Origin of the sequence: Shouchella oshimensis (assembly GCF_002019765.1) — a bacterium.
Classification (GTDB): Bacteria; Bacillota; Bacilli; order Bacillales; family Bacillaceae_D; genus Shouchella; species Shouchella oshimensis.
On the sequence record NZ_KV917380.1, the window covers coordinates 3,884,393 to 3,900,520 of the forward strand.

The window sequence follows — 16,128 nt, forward strand, 5'->3', positions numbered from 1 at the left end:
CACCTACTATCCTTTTAAGTCAATCCTAGCTCTTTTTTTATCGTTTGTAAAAAAGGTACACTCACCTGTCGAACTCTATCTGCCCCATCTTCTAAGACTCGTTCCATCTTCTCAGAGTTTGCTAGCCATTCTTTATAGAGCTCTCTTGGCTCCTCAAGCTCCCGGTTTGCGACACGGAATAGTTCCCCTTTTGCATCGCCCCAGCCGATTCCTTCCTGAAAGGCGCCTTCCAACCCTTTCACCTCTTCAGTGGTTGCGAACTGTTTATATAGCATGTAAATCGTCGATGTTGCAGGATCTTTTGGAGCAGACGGAGGCAACGAGTCCGTTTTAATTTTATAAATACGCTTCTTAAGCTCGTTTTTCTCCACAAATAATGGGATCGTATTTCCGTAACTCTTGCTCATTTTCCTCCCATCTAAACCAGGAAGCACTGCAACATCCTCCATAATGTAAGGCTCTGGAAGCTTCACTGTTACCTTATGCTGATTACGTAGTGCCAGACCTAGATCGCGCGCTATTTCAATATGCTGCATTTGATCTTTTCCAACTGGGACGACATCAGGTTCTACTAAAAGAATATCAGCAGCCATTAGAATAGGATAAGTAAAGAGTCCCATATTGATACCTGCATCTAATTCTCTGCTGTTCGCTTCGTTTTCATCAACCATTGCTTTATACGCATGGGCTCTGTTCATTAATCCTTTTGGAGAAAGAGTAGCAAGAATCCAACTTAACTCAAATACCTCAGGGATATCAGATTGCCGATACAAGGTTGTTTGATTCGGATCAAGCCCTAAAGCAAGCCAACTCGCTACAACCCCTTTCGTTAAAGCATGCAACTCTTCTTTTTGGTGAGGCTTCGTTAGACCATGACCATTGGCAACAAAATAATAAGATTCATGGTTTGCTGCTAACTTTAAAGCTGGCTTAATAGCGCCAATATAATTTCCAAGGTGAATATCTCCCGTTGGCTTTATACCTGTTAAACTTCGCTTCATCTTGTCTCCTCCTTTTTTGACAATATAAAAAGGGTTACCCATCCAAAAAGGACGGATAACCCGTGGTGCCACCTTTGTTCGCTTCATCATTGAAACGCACTCGAATACGTACGCGAGTCTAGCTCTCATACGTTGTCTTTTTTAACGGTAAGACGTCCGCCTCGCCTACTATAGGTTCAGCAAGGAAGCTCCGAAGCCCATTCCATTCGCACGCTACACTAGTTCACACCAACCACTAGCTCTCTTCAGTAACGCCACCAATGTACTTACTCTCCATCTACGCTTATCAAACTAAACTTTATATGATTTCCCTATAAAAATCAACGTGTGTAAGTGAAAATGATAAAATAAGATGATCATGTAAAAGGAGGAGTCTCTTTTGAAAATTGTCGATACAACGCCAGCTTTTCTAACAACAAGTGCTCATAGCCTTTCTACACTTCGCCAGTATTATGCAACCTTTCCTTCTGTCTTTGAAGAATACTTCTCCTACCATTGTACACAGACGGATTCTCGCCTACAGAGTGCCCTCGCACGCTACCCCACTGATTTACTCCATATAAACAATCTCCGTGAACAGCTCCCTCACTCCTACATGACATCGTGCACCTTTATGAAGAACGCTTCTATATATCCTATAAGCAAACGATTCACCACATTGTTGGCGCTTATGGTTCAAATGCCTATACACACCGGCAGATTCTGCCTGATATTACGTTTTCTTTAGAACAACTGCCTAAAAACAGCGATGGTTTACGAGTGTTAATTGCTCATGAAATAGGGCACGCCATTCACAATCAGTGGACCGATTTAGAAGGGATCGACTGGGAACAGATTCGCTGGGAAAGTCTATTGCTCGGCATGTATCGAGAAGGAGTAGCAACGCATTTCTCGAGACGAATTGTCCCGAATGTAGCAGAAGAACTTTACTATACCTACGGGTCGTTAGGTGGGAAAGAGTGGATTTTATTCGCTCAAGAAAATCAGATAGACATAAAACGCGCTTTTTTAAAGGATTTTAACGAGCTTTCAGAGAAACAGTTATATCGTGAGTGGTATTCCATTAATGGTGGAGAGCGGTTTGGTTATCCACGGCTCGCTTACTTCTTAGGTGACCTTTTTTTTCAACATGAACGAAAAATAAAAGGCGATAAAACAGCTATCCTAGCATGGCGCCATCCCAATTATTTGTCTGAAATACATGCATGGATGCAGCTTCTAGAGTGACAGTTTCAAAAATGATACCAAGTTACAATTATGTGCATACTTGTGTATAGGTTTGAATCAAACTACACTAGGAGTATACAAATATTGCGGATCAAAGAGATCCAAAAGGAGACGATTATGAGTAACGAAAAGATTGCGATTGTCTATTACAGTTCTACTGGTACAAACTATCAGCTTGCAAAATGGGCAGAAGAAGCGGCTACAGCAGCTGGTGCTGATGTTAAAGTACTAAAATTCCCAGAATTAGCTCCAGATGCAGCAATTGATTCTAATCCAGCATGGCGTGCCCATGTTGAAGAAACAAAAGACGTTCCAGAAGTAACACCTGAAGATATGGAATGGGCAGACGGCTTTATTTTCTCTGTACCGTCTCGTTTTGGTAACGTTCCTGGTCAAGCAAAACAATTTTTCGATACTTTAGGCGGTTTATGGGCAGGCGGTAAGCTTGCTAACAAAGTAGTTAGCGGTATGTCTTCTGCAGCGAACGCCCATGGCGGTCAAGAACAAACCGTTCTTTCCCTTTACACAACAATGTTCCACTGGGGTGCAATCATTGCAGGTCCTGGTTACACTGATCCAGTCGCGTTTGCTTCTGGCGGAAACCCTTATGGAACAAGCGTAACCGTTGACCAAGAAGGCAATATGGTTGAAGACGTTGAAGAAGCTGTTAAACACCAAGCTAGACGTACAGTATCTGTTACGAGCTGGGTAAAAGCAGGTCAATAAGAAAAGAAAGAGCACATGATGTGCTCTTTTTTTATAAAAAAAAGAATGGACAACAGCTCCCCACTCTCTATAATTCATTTTATTGTATGGTTGATCCACTAATGCGATAGCCTTTCCGCTTTAGGAAATGTGCAGATCGACTAATTTCTTGCTCATCTCTTCCAATTAAGTGAACGGTCTTTCTGTTTATCTCTTTATAATAACGCTTTAAATAAGGCAAAGGAATGTTTATCGTGTTTACTAAATCGTCCTTATAGGCAAGATGGTAATCTCTTACATCCACACATTGTACGTCGATATTATCCTCGCACTGTGACGTAACCGTATCTCCCACACAACACATGCGTATCGTTCCTCTCCATCGTTTCCGGTGCTTTCCTATTTGTTTCTATATGACACATCTTCATGTTGTATCATATAGACATTGAACGACTTTGCCAACAAATAAGTCTTACGCCATTTGACCTGCAGTTGTTTCAACTTGTTTATCCTTACTGATGGATTCATATTGAGCAATTTTTTGATCCAATCGATCAAGTGTGTCTGTCATTTCTTTTAATCGTTCTTTTAGTTGCCCTCGCTGCTCAATTAATAGTTTTTTTCTTGGATTGGCAGTTTCCTCGCCTTGTTGATAAAGTGCTACATATTCAATTAGCACTTCTATTGGTAGTCCTGCTCTGCGCATACATTTTGCAAACTCAATTCTACGAAAGTCTAATTCAGTGTATTCACGAATTCCACTTTTACTACGTTTTACCGGAGGAATTAGACCAATTCGTTCATAATAGCGAAGTGTATCTTGCGATAAACCTATTTTTTCACTGACTTCTGAAATTAACATCGGATGCCCTCCTTTTCACTAATCGTAACACTTGGAGTTCACTTTAAGGCAAGAAGATCTAGAGACATTTTTGTCATGGAAACGTCCTTTTCTCCCCTATAACAGAAAACGCTTACGCCATGTACGATCATATTGCCCATGTTTAATTCCCATTCATATGGGAATACAGTGAGAAATCAAATGATCAAGGAGTGGAAAAATGAGCGTACAACCTTTATATATGAACGGCGAATTTGTGACTTCACAATCACATGATCTCATTGATGTACTTAATCCTGCTACAGAGGAAGTGCTATCTCAAGTTGCAGATACTACTGAAGAAGAAACCAATCATGCAATTGAATCGGCTTGGACTGGTCAGAAAGAGTGGGAAAAGGTTCCACAAGTAGAGCGAGGTCGCATCGTTCGTCAAATTGGCGACGCGATTGCGGCTGATAAAGAAACGTACGCTAGACTGTTAAGCGAAGAACAAGGTAAACCTCTTGAAGAGGCCCGTGGTGAAGTGGATACGGCTGTCGACTTCTTCCACTATATGTCAGAATGGAATCGAAAAATTGGCGGTGACATTGTTCCAAGTGATGATCCAAATGAACAAATTCTCATTCAAAAGAAACCTATAGGCGTTGTAGCAGGTATTATTCCATGGAACTACCCTGTTTTTATTTTTGCTCGAAAAGTCGCTACAGCTCTTATTACTGGTTGTTCAGTCGTCATTAAACCGTCTGAAGAAACACCGAATACTGCGATTGCTTTTGCAAAAGTCATCGATAAAGCAGGCTTACCTAAAGGCGTATTTAATTTAGTTACTGGTAAAGGGGATACAGTAGGAAACCGACTTGCCAGCCATCCGAAAGTAGCACTTATTAGCATGACAGGTAGTGTGCCTGCAGGAACGAAGGTAATGGAAGCGGCCGCTCAAAATATTACAAAAGTAAATCTGGAGCTCGGCGGAAAAGCACCTATCATTGTATCGAAGCACGCTGACCTCGATTTAGCCGTCAAACATATTAAAGCGTCTCGAATTGAAAATGCTGGACAAGCTTGCATTTCAGCAGAACGTGTTTACGTCCAAGAAGAGGTTGCCGAAACCTTCACAAAGAAAATGGTGGCAGCTATGGCAGATACGAAGGTTGGCTATTCTCTGAGTGAAGATCAGATTGATATGGGACCATTAGCAAGTTCCCATCATTTAGAGAAAGTCGAACAGCTCGTGAATCATGCGAAAAAAGCTGGCGCTCATGTTGAACTTGGCGGAGAACGAATGGATAAAGACAGAGGCTTTTTCTACGCCCCAACTGTATTAACCAATGTAAATCATGACGATGAGATTATGACAACGGAGGTTTTCGGTCCCGTTCTACCGATTACCACGTACAAGACATTTTCAGAAGCCATTGACTATGCCAATGACTCCATTTATGGCTTGGCATCAGCACTCTACACAAATGATTACAATGAAATGATGCAAGCAGCACGAGATTTACATTACGGAGAAACGTTTGTTAACCGGGAGACAGGTGAAGCCATTCAAGGTTATCATGCCGGTATGCGCCAGTCTGGAATTGGTGGTACAGATGGAAAGCATGGGTTAAATGACTTTTTATCAACCCATGTGATGTATCTTGCCTTTAAAGACGAAAATTAAGAAGGGTGGCGTAAGCCCCCCTTCTTTTTTACGCAAATTGAAGCAAGTCTTTAAAGGTGGTTAGCTTATAATCATGGTGATCCGATTGGCCAAACCCATAAGAAGCATAAGCAAACCGGACACCTGCATGATGAGCAGCCTTTTGATCCCCTATTGTGTCTCCTACATAGAGTGGTGCTTGCAGACCATTCCGCTCAAGAATAAGCTTAATATTCTCCCCCTTAGGTAAACCAGTGCGGCCAGGGTTTTCATAGTCAGTAAAATAATGACTAAGACCGTGAGAATGAAAAAATGCCTCAATGTAACCGTCCCGACAATTACTTACAATAAAAAGCTTGTATGTATTCGATAAGGCACGTAACACCTCTTCTAACCCATCGTAAAGAACAGCCCCCTTTTCCTTTAAAAGCGCTAATTCTTCAACACCACAAGCATCCATCAACTGCTTTTGTTCCCTTTCTGTCAACTGGGGGAATAACACCCTTGCAATTTCTGGAATTACCAATCCCATTGTACGGGTTAAATCTGCTTTTTCCACCTTTTCAATTGGAAACTCGCTTTTTCCAATGGCTTTGTTCCAGGCTTCAACAACTTGTTCCCTTGAATCCCAAAGCGTACCATCCAAATCAAAAATTATACTGTCCATTCTCTTAACCACTCCCTACACATTCACTCTATCGGTATGATTTGTTAAAAATTGCTTTGGTTCGGATTTGCTTTTTAGCAAATTCTAAACTTAATTATACGTAATTGTTGGAAAGGGGGTAAACACATGAAACCCATTCATCTATTATTTCAATCCATCTCTCCATTACCTGCGACTGTTAATCCCGCTCAACTTATTCAAGGTGTGACAGACCGTTCATTAGACGTTCGACCTGGATACACTTTTATAGCGGTGAAAGGATACGCCTCCGATGGTCATGCTTACATCCATGACGCCATTCGAAAAGGAGCTACCATTATTGTTGGAGAAGAAACGTTAACAGACTTGCCTGTTCCTTACGTACAAGTTACGAATAGCCGACTTATACTGGCTAAATTAGCGAGCCGTTTTTATGAAAATACCAAAAAGAAGCCTATTATGATCGGTATTACTGGTACAAACGGAAAAACAACTACCTCGTTTATGCTTAAACATTTAGTCGAAACGGCTGGATATTCATGTGCCTTGTTCGGGACAGTCGTTACGATTATTAATGGGTCAGAAAGGACTTCCGACAAAAATACAACATTAGGTCCAATTGAACTTCATAAACACCTAGCTAAAAGCACAGACGATATTGTCATTATGGAAGTCTCTTCTCATGCATTAGCACAACATCGGGTTGCTGGTTTATCCTTTGATTTTGCCCTTTTTACCAATCTAAGTCACGATCACCTTGATTACCATCAGACGATGACAAATTATTTTCACGCAAAAAAAACCCTTTTTTCACTCCTCCATGTCGATGGAAAAGCGATTATTAATACGTACGACAACTGGGGGAAAAAATTGGTTGCAGAATTAGAAAATGAACCTCTTTCTTTACACACAATCGGCAGCGGGCAAGAGTTGGAAATAGCATCCATTACTCATGACTTGCCGATGAAAACAACTCTGATCCACAATGGGGAACCTGTATCATTAAATGTCCCATTAAGTGGTGAGCATAATATGTATAACGCGGCTATGGCTTATTTAACAGCAAGACTAATGAATATAAAACAAGAAGCCATATGTAGTGCCTTCCATACCTTCAAAGGAGCACCAGGACGATTTGAAACATTTCAGCATCCAAGTGGAGCCGTGTTTGTGATAGACTATGCCCACACTGAAGACGCTTTTTCCTATTGTTTGCAAGCCATTAATCAGTTAGGCGCTACACATATTACCCACATATTCGGCTTTAGAGGTGGACGCGACACAGGAAAACGCAAAGCGATGATTCAAGCAACTGAGAAATGGAGTCAATCGATCATATTAACATTTGATGATCTAAACCAGATGACACCGGAAGAAATGCGCCGCACTTTGCATGCTATTCCTTTAGCTCACGGAAAAGTGATACCTGATCGAACAGTCGCTATCCTAAAAGCATGGCAACATGCTAAAAAAGGAGATTGGGTCTTAATTACAGGAAAAGGCCACGAACGATATAAACAACCTTTCCACTATGACGTTCATTCCGATAAAGACATGTTGGAACAATTACAAAACGGTACGCTTAAGCCTCGAAACGTCACAAGAACATCTTAACATACACCAAAGGTTCAGCTAAGCTGAGCCTTTATTAAGCGGATTCGACCACGGTGATTGATTTCATCTTCAAGCACGTGATACCAAAGAAAATAGTGATTAATGATTGTACCGTCTGGCCCATGCACTCTCTTTATAAAGCCAATATAGCCTACAATGGCATACATTCTTTGATCAAAGTCATCGCTTCCATTTAACAGTATAGGTCTTTTCGAGTTTCTGTAACTGTCTAATTTTCATTGTGCCGTCATTCGTCTCAACGTATGATTTCCCGTTATAGAGTGGTGCTTTATTGTAGATTTTTTTAACGTTCAATAGCAATCCCTCACCTGTGAGCGTTTCACTAAATGAAAGTGTTTCTGTTCGATAAAGAAGCACATCGAGTAGCTCTTCCACTTCCTTAATTTGAGATTGCTTTAGAACGCTTAGCAATTCATCATCTGTTAACAGATGAATGCTTGCATCATTATAGGTTTCGCAATAACGATGAACAGCTTTTGCTAACAGTTGATCTGCTGCCAGTAACAAAGGCGAGAGAAACAATCGATGATCGTTCACCATGCAGTCCATTATAAACGAGCTCGTCGTTTCATCTGCCTCTACCCCTGCTTTTGTGCACTTCATAAACGGAAGAACTTCCTTAGGCAATCGATTCAAACCACCCATCATATACATATCACGAAAAAAGCTGTCCACATGATCAAGACCGATAATGTCCCTCGTACCCGTTAAACCATTCTCTTGATTTAAGCAAGCTACTACATCTTCAACCCTAATCTTATTGTCCCTCAAGATGGTACAGATCTCTTCTGATTGAATGAGCTTTTCTGTTAATTCATGATGGTTGTATCCAAGTGTTCGCTCAACAGCATGTGAAAAAGGGAGATGTCCAATATCATGTAAAATGGCTGCGGCACGTAATGCACGATCCTCATGAAAAAACCATACTGTCAGCTTCCAAACTCCTACAGTGTGCTCGAACCTAGAGTGAGTAACAGGAGAAACCAATGAACCTGCCCCATAGTGCGCTAAATATTTTAGTCGTTTAACGGATCTCGTTTGAAAAAGCGCTTTTTCCCAAGGAAGCATGCATATGTCGGGATACAACGGCTCGTTGATGATCATTTTCTCTCCTCCCTTCTATCGATACATATGGTGAGTTGGTGTAAATACCTCTTCCCGCGTTTCGCGCACAATAGAAAAATGGTCAACATTATAATGTCCATGGAGTGCATGGTTATGATGATCAATGATTTGTTGTGCTGCTAAGTATTTCGTATTTGAGGTAGAATGAGCATCGCCAACCAATGTTACGTCAAGGCCATTCACTGTAGCGGTACGTACTGCCGTATCAATGCAATGTTCTGTTTTACAACCGGCAATAACAAGATGCTGCATGCCTTTTTCCTTAATATACTGAAGTAACCCTGTCTGATAAAACGCATTTGTTGCTTCTTTATCAAACACAATATCGCTCTGCTCTCTCCATAAAGAAGGGTGAACATCAAACCCGTCTCCCATTCCATTTGCAACATCTTTATCTCGAATGAACAGAACAGGAACTCCCAGTTCACGCGCTTTTTTAATAAGGTGATTTATATTCCCAAGCAATCGTTGTTTATCAACAACTCCTTCCTCTACATCGTTTCCATCTACTAAGTCTTTTTGCGTATCAATAATGAGTAAACCTTGTTTCACATTAATCCCCCCATTTTTTCGGAATAAGAAGGATTCGTTAAGCAACCGATTAATTCCTTCATATATTTTTTCAAAACGAGATTTGACGAATAAGGTAAAATAAAGAGTAAGCATACGTAATGGATTACATTCAGGGGGATAGAAAAGATGAATAACCTATTTAAGGACGTAGATTTAGTCATTTTTGATTTGGATGGTACACTCTATGAAGATACGGATCATTTTGATTACTACGCTGACACACTTGCAAAAGAACTTTCAGAAGAGACACAGGAGCGTTTCTTTACTGACTATAAAGAAATGAAAAAAGGCAATCACATTGTCTCAATTGGGAAGGCTTACGATGTTAAGAACGACTATGTCATTGAAGTAGATCCATTTAAAGGACATGTGGAAAAAGTACATCAATGGGATGGAGAAGAAGTTCCAGCTACCGAATGGGAAAACATTTATCCATCACCTGTCAGCTACGATTTTGATCAGCTTATTGCAATTGGTGACGGTTGGTGGCTCCCTAATGTCGCTGCTCGTCATTATGGTATTTCCGATCCACAGCCTGCCTATGATGCAACAAAAGAATACATGGCAACTGAACACTTTTCTCTCACGGTTATAGAAGGTTTACGCGAAGGGCTTCTTTCCTTAAAAAAGAAAAAATCGGTTGTTCTTTTGACAAATAGTACCGAGGACGATGTTGAACGACTCCTCCACCTGTTACAGTTAGAAGGCGTGTTCCACGAAGTCATTACTTCAGCTCGAAAACCACAATATACGAAGCAGCGATTCGAAGAGATTATCGCCCGTTACAACACATCACCTGAGAGTACCCTCTCTATTGGTGACAACTATTTAAATGAAATCATTCCTGCTCAAACACTCGGAATGAAATCAATCTATATCGATTTAGAAGAAGGAGCAATGACTTTCGGCGATGTAAAGGTTCGAAGCATTTCCAACCTCATTGAACAAATGAAAGAAGCGTAAAAAGCTGTTGTCGCCTATCTCTACATAATAGTGGATAGGCGGTTGTTTTATTTATCTTTAACAATGCTGGTTGAACTCCCTTATATTCCTTATAAAGTTATAAATGCGACTAATTACCTGTTTTATTTGTCAGATTATTTTACAAATACTATACCAAATTCCTCTTTTTTCTTTTATCATTGAACTATATGATAAAGATTATCTAAATCTTTATTTCTATATATACTTAGGAGGATTATTTATGGAGGCATTTATAAGTGCTGTGAATAACGTCTTGTGGAGTTCACCAGTCGTCTACACATTACTTGGTATCGGTTTAATATTTTCAATTTTGACTCGCTTCTTACAAGTAAGGCACATTAAAGACATGTTCGTCCTCATGTTTAAAGGAAAATCTTCTGATGCTGGTGTTTCGTCTTTTCAAGCTTTGTCTGTTGCTTTAGCTGGAAGAGTTGGTACAGGTAATATAGCAGGCGTCGCCTCAGCGATTTTTTACGGTGGTCCAGGAGCTGTATTTTGGATGTGGGCAATTGCATTTTTAGGTGCATCTAGTGCTTTCATAGAATCAACACTGGCTCAAGTCTATAAAACAAAAATTAACGGTCAATACAGAGGTGGGCCAGCTTATTATATTGAAAAAGGTTTAGGTCAAAAATGGTTTGGTATCGTCTTTGCAATTGCAGCATTAATGGCAATGGCTTTACTTATGCCTGGTGTCCAATCGAATGCCATTGCAGCAGCAATGACAAATGCTTTTGAAATACCCAATTGGGTGACAGGTGTATTTCTAGTAGCGGTTCTTGGTTTAATTATACTTGGAGGAATTAAATGGATTGCTAATACAGCAGCTTTTATTGTTCCATTTATGGCAATTGCCTATATGATTATGGCTGCGGTTATTATCGGAATGAATATTACAGAAATACCAAATACAATTCAACTTATCGTCAGTAGCGCTTTTGGGATGGACTCATTATTCGGTGGTCTAATTGGAAGTGCCATTGCATGGGGAGTCATGCGTGGAGTTTATTCTAATGAAGCTGGTCAAGGGACAGGGCCACACCCTGCTGCGGCAGCAGAGGTATCCCACCCTACTAAACAAGGTCTTGTGCAGGCTGGTTCCGTGTATATTGACACATTACTCATTTGTTCAGCAACTGCTTTTATGATTCTTTTTACAGGAATGTATAATACCCAAGGTGTGGGTGAAGGAGATGCAAATTTAGTTAATGCACTCCCAAATGCAGAAGTTGGTCCTGAATATACGCAAGCTGCCATTAACAGCATATTCCCTGCTTTTGGTACTGGATTTGTCGCAATTGCACTTCTATTCTTTGCGTTTACAACCATTATGGCGTATTACTATATAGCTGAAACAAACGTTGCCTACCTGATGCGAGGTAGAAAAGCAGCGATTCCTATGCTCCTAATAAAATTTGTTCTACTTGGTGCCACTTATTTTGGAACTGTTCGAACCGCTGAAAATGCTTGGTTATTGGGAGATATCGGTTTAGGATTAATGGTCTGGATTAACGTCATTGCTATTCTTTTACTCGCTAAACCAGCACTTCAATGTTTAAAAGATTATGAACAGCAAAAGGCTCAAGGAAAAGATCCTGTTTTTAACCCTCACAATCTAGGAATTAAAAACGCAACTTTTTGGGAAACGTACGAACATCCAGAAAAACGTAAATCAATTTAACCTAAAAAAGACCTCAAAGGTGCTGCACCCCAAATGTTAGAGAGAAATCTAACGACTGGGGTGTTTTTTCTATGGCAAAATATAGTGACGAATTTAAACGAAGAATCGTTGAAGAATACCATCAAGGATCTTTAGGGTATAAACTGCTGGCAAAGAAGCATGGGATCCCCTCGAAATCTGTTATCCTTCGTTGGGTCAGCGCTTATCGTACTTTGGGTCCAAACGGACTTACTCGAAAACAAACACAAACCGTTTATCCTGTTCATTTCAAAAAAGATGTATTAAACTTTATGAAGCATACAGGAGCTTCTCTCCAAGAAGCAGCGAATCAGTTTGGGATCAATAATCCATCCCTGATTGTCAGTTGGAGACTCTCTTTTGAGAGACTTGGGTTGGAAGGACTGGAACACAAACCGAAAGGACGACCATCCATGTCTAAAAACTCCCATAAGAAACAATTAAATAAAGAGAACAGCCAAACGAGAGAACAAAAATTAGAGCGTGAAAATGAGCTTCTCCGTTTGGAGATTGCCTATTTAAAAAAGTTGAAAGCTTTTCGAGAGGATCCGGAAGGATCTCTCGAAAAGCACAAACAGCGCTGGCATTCGAGCTCAATGAAGAATTCCGATTAAAGGATGTATTGATTCGAGTCGATCTTCCAGAAGCAACGTATTACTATCACTTGAAACGACTTGAGAATGAAGATCCAGACAAGGCTCTAAAGAAAGACATTCAACTGATATTTGAGCAACACGATGGAAACTATGGGTATCGTCGGATTCATCTACAATTACGGTCAAATGGGTACATCATCAATCACAAAAAGGTTCAACGACTAATGAACGAACTTGGTTTAAAGTCAGAAAAATTCATGCGAAAATCACGCTACAAATCGTACAAAGGAACAACGGGTAAAGTGGCAGAGAATCGGTTAAATCGACGATTTAACACGCCTGTACATCTACAAAAACTAACAACGGATGTCACCGAATTTAAGTGCACAGATGGAGAGAAACTCTATTTTAGTCCGATCATGGATTTAAGTAATGGCGAGGTTATCTCAAGTAGCATGTCCAAACGACCAACACTCGAATTTGTGCTTGCATCCCTTGAAAAAGCGATCCCTATCATTAAGAAAGATGCTCCCTATCGGACTACACTCCATTCTGATCAAGGGTGGCACTATCAGCACAATCGATGGGTAAAAACATTAAAGAAACACAGAATGTTTCAGAGTATGTCTAGGAAAGCGACTTGCGCAGATAACGCTTCAATGGAGAACTTCTTCGGGATTATGAAGCAAGAGATGTATTATGGAGAAGATCTTTTACCTTACGGAGAGTTGAAGCAAAGAATTGAGGCATACATAGCTTACTACAATAACGATCGAATAAAACTAAAACTGGCTGGTTTAAGCCCGGTACAATACCGCACTCAAGCCAGCCAGTCAGCTTCATAATAAAACTTTAACTTTTTGGGGTCACTACCAAAGCGAGGTCTTTTTTTCTTTACTTAATCGTCTTAATTACTTTCGCTGGATTCCCGCCGACTACAACGTTATCTGGAACATCCTTAGTTACAACAGCACCAGAAGCAATGACGACATTGTTCCCAACGGTAACACCTGGATTGATGACAGCTCGCCCTCCTATCCAAACATGGTTACCAAATTGGACCGGCTTTCCATATTCAAGACCACTCGCTCGTTCATACGGATCAATTGGATGCGTTGCAGTATAAACATGCACCCCCGGCCCTAGCATGCAATGATCGCCAAACGTAATGGCACATACATCTAAAAATACAGCGTCATAGTTTGCAAAGAAATTTTTACCTACTTGAATATTGTAACCATAATCACATTTAAACGTGCCCTCAAATACAGGTTGACCATCGGCCTTACCAATAAGTTCAATGATTGTTTCTTCTCTTTTTCTTTGATCATTCGTCTGATTATACACATGCATTCGTGCTCGGGCCTTCTTACGCTCTTCACTGAGTTCTTCGTCTGCGGGATTATATAACACTCCCTGTAGCATCTTTTGTTTTTCTGTTATCAATGGCTGACACTCCTAGGATTCTGTTAATTCCACTTGAATATGGTTGCTTAAAAAACACTCTCGTAAATTTTCTGGGGGAAATTCGTTCGTAATCACGACATCAATATCTGCTAATCCAGCTGATTTATAGTAGCTTGTTTTATTAAACTTTTCATAATCAGTCAGCACATACACCCGCTTTGCTCGCTTAATTGCTTCTTTCTTAATCCGCGCATCCTCTTTATCAACAAAATAGACACCATCTTCCGTTAAACCCGCGGCCCCAATAAACGCATAATCAAAATACACATCCTCAAGCTGGCTTTTAATCGTAAACAAGTCATAAAAAAAGCGGTTTTCTTGGTTAAAGCGACCGCCTAACAAATGAAAATCTACAAACTCTTTTTTTGCTAATATTTCAGCATTATCAAGGGAATGGGTGTAGACAGCTATTTTTTTTGTAACCAATGTACTTAAACTGGCAATTGTTGTCGACACATCAAAAAAACATAAATCCTTATCTTTCAAAAGAGATGCGGCTTTTTTCGCTATCATTCTTTTTTCTCTCGATGCACGTTCTTTTCGTTCATTAAAGCCAGATTCTTTGTACTTCTCTAGCTCGCTCATTAAGAATGTCGAAGCAATCCCACCATGGGTTCGGACAGCATTCCCTTCCTCCACAAGTCGTATAATATCCCGTCGTGCTGTATCACGGGATACATCCAACAGCTGACAAACGTCTTGATTAGACAGCTTGCCTCTTTTCTTAAGCTCTGACACAATTTTAACGAGGCGCTCCTCTTGATACATGCTATCACTCCAATAAGTATATATAAGCAATTTTAAGCATTACCAAGTAATAAGTCAATAAATTCTTGTTTTACGGCATAAAGCGTTGGACAACCTTACCGTTTCCCTCTTTCAGCACAATGGTTCCATATGCACCATTCACAAGTGTCACTTGGGGAGGTAAATGCCCACAATCAAGGTCGTACAATAGAGGTACTTGTAGTGCATCGCTTAATTCTTGATAGACATCCGTATACTTGTAGCCATTCCCACTGTCCTCAGCCGAACTTCTTCCAAAAACAATTCCGCTACAATGGTCAAACCAGCCAGCATACTTCATTTGCATTAGCGTCCGTTTCATGTCTGTTGGTGAGAGCGAAACATTTTCAAAATACCATAGAAGCGGATCACCTCCAACCGTATCTTTCTGAAAAGTAGAGACATCCCCATAAGGCGTCCCTATTAAATGACGAATCGTATCTATACACCCACCGACAAGACGCCCATTTATTTCCTGATCGTTCTTATTTATTGATTTCCACTCTGTTTTTTCAGTTAAATGAAACACCCATTCGGTTGGGTTAACATGCTCCCAATGTTGCTGGAATGAAGTAGATGAATGTTGCACGATTGTTTCATGCACGTTCGTTTGCAGTACAGTCTCCCACATCGCCGTAGTTGGATCTGTTTGACTGCCTCTTAAATCAATAAAGTTAGTACCATGAGCGGTCGCTACCCCTGTTCTAAGTGTAATGGCAAGAAGGAGTGAGCTTACATCAGAATAGCCAAGAACCCACTTTTCTTGAACCTTTTCAAAATCAACGTACTCCAGCATTTCAATTAACAGTTCTCCACCCCATGGCGGAAAAATTAATGTCACGTCTGGATCACTCATTAAGTCATTAAATTCTTGTCCACGTGTGCCATCACTAGCTGACCTAACAAGGCTTTGTCTCCACGCAGAGGGGCACGTTTTCACGTTATACCCTCTTTGCTGCATACGCCCAATCGCAGCGTGCAAGAGGTGATGTAACGATTCTGGCACTCCAGAAGAGGGCGCTGTAATACCAATTTTAGCCCCTTTTTCAAAAATAGGATAACGTATCATGTCTCTAGTCTCCCTTACTATTCCTTAAAAAAAGATATTACGCCATCATATACGCATTCAACGTGCCATTGCAAGTATTTTCTGTCCATTTAAAGAAGAAATAAACCATCCATTTCGGGACGGGCGCTT

At 40.5% G+C, this 16,128-nt stretch carries 18 protein-coding genes and 1 other annotated feature; of the genes, 8 read left to right on the plus strand and 10 right to left on the minus strand.

Annotated features, from left to right (window positions below; genetic code table 11):
- Positions 1-14: 14 nt before the first annotated feature.
- Positions 15-1,001, minus strand: coding sequence for a tryptophan--tRNA ligase (gene trpS, locus BK583_RS19370; RefSeq protein WP_055737031.1), 987 nt, complete (start codon positions 999-1,001; stop codon positions 15-17).
- A 44-nt stretch (positions 1,002-1,045) separates the two neighbouring features.
- Positions 1,046-1,290: a binding site (T-box leader), on the minus strand.
- 314 nt (positions 1,291-1,604) lie between these two features.
- On the opposite strand from trpS, the gene BK583_RS19375 reads away from it, so the two are divergent.
- Complete coding sequence (locus BK583_RS19375) at positions 1,605-2,228, plus strand: hypothetical protein (protein ID WP_055737030.1); 624 nt, start codon at positions 1,605-1,607, stop codon at positions 2,226-2,228.
- A gap of 117 nt (positions 2,229-2,345) precedes the next feature.
- The gene (locus BK583_RS19380; protein WP_055737029.1) at positions 2,346-2,954 is read left to right on the plus strand and encodes an NAD(P)H-dependent oxidoreductase; all 609 of its coding nucleotides are present in this window, start codon (positions 2,346-2,348) and stop codon (positions 2,952-2,954) included.
- A 79-nt stretch (positions 2,955-3,033) separates the two neighbouring features.
- Here BK583_RS19380 and BK583_RS19385 read toward each other — a convergent pair whose 3' ends face one another.
- Together BK583_RS19385 and BK583_RS19390 are read right to left on the minus strand one after the other, a co-directional pair.
- Positions 3,034-3,237 (minus strand): hypothetical protein, encoded by a 204-nt coding sequence (locus tag BK583_RS19385; protein ID WP_139366217.1) that lies wholly within the window; start codon positions 3,235-3,237, stop codon positions 3,034-3,036.
- Between the two features lie 168 nt (positions 3,238-3,405).
- Entirely contained in the window at positions 3,406-3,795 is a 390-nt protein-coding gene (locus tag BK583_RS19390) for a MerR family transcriptional regulator (protein WP_055737028.1), read from the minus strand.
- Positions 3,796-3,994: 199 nt separating this feature from the next.
- Between BK583_RS19390 and aldA the strand changes: the two genes are divergently transcribed.
- Positions 3,995-5,440 (plus strand): aldehyde dehydrogenase, encoded by a 1,446-nt coding sequence (gene aldA / locus BK583_RS19395; RefSeq protein ID WP_055737027.1) that lies wholly within the window; start codon positions 3,995-3,997, stop codon positions 5,438-5,440.
- A 28-nt stretch (positions 5,441-5,468) separates the two neighbouring features.
- Here aldA and BK583_RS19400 read toward each other — a convergent pair whose 3' ends face one another.
- Entirely contained in the window at positions 5,469-6,086 is a 618-nt protein-coding gene (locus BK583_RS19400; RefSeq protein WP_055737026.1) for an HAD family hydrolase, read from the minus strand.
- A gap of 126 nt (positions 6,087-6,212) precedes the next feature.
- Here BK583_RS19400 and BK583_RS19405 point away from each other — a divergent pair, with 126 nt between their 5' ends.
- A complete protein-coding gene (locus BK583_RS19405; protein WP_055737025.1) occupies positions 6,213-7,679 on the plus strand; it encodes a UDP-N-acetylmuramoyl-L-alanyl-D-glutamate--2,6-diaminopimelate ligase in 1,467 nt (488 codons plus the stop codon).
- A 14-nt stretch (positions 7,680-7,693) separates the two neighbouring features.
- On the opposite strand, the gene BK583_RS20980 is transcribed toward BK583_RS19405, so the two are convergent.
- The 3 genes from BK583_RS20980 to BK583_RS19415 are packed head-to-tail and all read right to left on the minus strand — an operon-like array spanning position 7,694 to position 9,377.
- Entirely contained in the window at positions 7,694-7,846 is a 153-nt protein-coding gene (locus BK583_RS20980) for a hypothetical protein (RefSeq protein ID WP_160319306.1), read from the minus strand.
- Positions 7,847-7,859: 13 nt separating this feature from the next.
- Positions 7,860-8,804 (minus strand): HD domain-containing protein, encoded by a 945-nt coding sequence (locus BK583_RS19410; RefSeq protein ID WP_055737024.1) that lies wholly within the window; start codon positions 8,802-8,804, stop codon positions 7,860-7,862.
- Between the two features lie 15 nt (positions 8,805-8,819).
- Positions 8,820-9,377: a cysteine hydrolase family protein gene (locus BK583_RS19415; protein WP_055737023.1), complete on the minus strand. Its 558-nt coding sequence runs from the start codon at positions 9,375-9,377 to the stop codon at positions 8,820-8,822.
- 147 nt (positions 9,378-9,524) lie between these two features.
- On the opposite strand from BK583_RS19415, the gene BK583_RS19420 reads away from it, so the two are divergent.
- The 4 genes from BK583_RS19420 (at position 9,525) to BK583_RS19435 (ending at position 13,522) form a co-directional block, all read left to right on the plus strand.
- Positions 9,525-10,361 carry an HAD family hydrolase gene (locus BK583_RS19420; RefSeq protein WP_055737022.1) on the plus strand — a complete coding sequence of 279 codons (837 nt, stop codon included), beginning with the start codon at positions 9,525-9,527 and terminating at the stop codon, positions 10,359-10,361.
- A 241-nt stretch (positions 10,362-10,602) separates the two neighbouring features.
- Positions 10,603-12,063 (plus strand): alanine/glycine:cation symporter family protein, encoded by a 1,461-nt coding sequence (locus BK583_RS19425; protein ID WP_055737021.1) that lies wholly within the window; start codon positions 10,603-10,605, stop codon positions 12,061-12,063.
- A gap of 71 nt (positions 12,064-12,134) precedes the next feature.
- The gene (locus tag BK583_RS19430) at positions 12,135-12,695 is read left to right on the plus strand and encodes a helix-turn-helix domain-containing protein (protein ID WP_055736938.1); all 561 of its coding nucleotides are present in this window, start codon (positions 12,135-12,137) and stop codon (positions 12,693-12,695) included.
- The gene (locus BK583_RS19435; protein ID WP_139366183.1) at positions 12,638-13,522 is read left to right on the plus strand and encodes an IS3 family transposase; all 885 of its coding nucleotides are present in this window, start codon (positions 12,638-12,640) and stop codon (positions 13,520-13,522) included. Before BK583_RS19430 ends, BK583_RS19435 begins: the two co-directional genes overlap by 58 nt.
- 49 nt (positions 13,523-13,571) lie before the next feature.
- Here BK583_RS19435 and BK583_RS19440 read toward each other — a convergent pair whose 3' ends face one another.
- The 3 genes from BK583_RS19440 to BK583_RS19450 form a co-directional block, all read right to left on the minus strand.
- Positions 13,572-14,123 carry a maltose acetyltransferase domain-containing protein gene (locus BK583_RS19440; RefSeq protein ID WP_055736625.1) on the minus strand — a complete coding sequence of 184 codons (552 nt, stop codon included), beginning with the start codon at positions 14,121-14,123 and terminating at the stop codon, positions 13,572-13,574.
- A 12-nt stretch (positions 14,124-14,135) separates the two neighbouring features.
- Complete coding sequence (locus BK583_RS19445; RefSeq protein WP_038476009.1) at positions 14,136-14,912, minus strand: DeoR/GlpR family DNA-binding transcription regulator; 777 nt, start codon at positions 14,910-14,912, stop codon at positions 14,136-14,138.
- A 70-nt stretch (positions 14,913-14,982) separates the two neighbouring features.
- Complete coding sequence (locus BK583_RS19450; RefSeq protein WP_055736624.1) at positions 14,983-15,999, minus strand: S66 family peptidase; 1,017 nt, start codon at positions 15,997-15,999, stop codon at positions 14,983-14,985.
- Positions 16,000-16,128 lie beyond the last annotated feature (129 nt).

What these genes read in the sequence shown, in the direction of transcription:
- trpS (WP_055737031.1), bottom strand. Translation starts at nt 1,001, where the DNA reads ATGAAGCGAAGTTTAACAGGTATAAAGCCAACGGGAGATATTCACCTT.
- BK583_RS19430 (WP_055736938.1), top strand. Translation starts at nt 12,135, where the DNA reads ATGGCAAAATATAGTGACGAATTTAAACGAAGAATCGTTGAAGAATAC.
- BK583_RS19405 (WP_055737025.1), top strand. Translation starts at nt 6,213, where the DNA reads ATGAAACCCATTCATCTATTATTTCAATCCATCTCTCCATTACCTGCG.
- BK583_RS20980 (WP_160319306.1), bottom strand. Translation starts at nt 7,846, where the DNA reads ATGTATGCCATTGTAGGCTATATTGGCTTTATAAAGAGAGTGCATGGG.
- BK583_RS19380 (WP_055737029.1), top strand. Translation starts at nt 2,346, where the DNA reads ATGAGTAACGAAAAGATTGCGATTGTCTATTACAGTTCTACTGGTACA.
- BK583_RS19450 (WP_055736624.1), bottom strand. Translation starts at nt 15,999, where the DNA reads ATGATACGTTATCCTATTTTTGAAAAAGGGGCTAAAATTGGTATTACA.
- aldA (WP_055737027.1), top strand. Translation starts at nt 3,995, where the DNA reads ATGAGCGTACAACCTTTATATATGAACGGCGAATTTGTGACTTCACAA.
- BK583_RS19445 (WP_038476009.1), bottom strand. Translation starts at nt 14,912, where the DNA reads ATGTATCAAGAGGAGCGCCTCGTTAAAATTGTGTCAGAGCTTAAGAAA.
- BK583_RS19425 (WP_055737021.1), top strand. Translation starts at nt 10,603, where the DNA reads ATGGAGGCATTTATAAGTGCTGTGAATAACGTCTTGTGGAGTTCACCA.
- BK583_RS19390 (WP_055737028.1), bottom strand. Translation starts at nt 3,795, where the DNA reads ATGTTAATTTCAGAAGTCAGTGAAAAAATAGGTTTATCGCAAGATACA.
- BK583_RS19400 (WP_055737026.1), bottom strand. Translation starts at nt 6,086, where the DNA reads ATGGACAGTATAATTTTTGATTTGGATGGTACGCTTTGGGATTCAAGG.
- BK583_RS19410 (WP_055737024.1), bottom strand. Translation starts at nt 8,804, where the DNA reads ATGATCATCAACGAGCCGTTGTATCCCGACATATGCATGCTTCCTTGG.
- BK583_RS19420 (WP_055737022.1), top strand. Translation starts at nt 9,525, where the DNA reads ATGAATAACCTATTTAAGGACGTAGATTTAGTCATTTTTGATTTGGAT.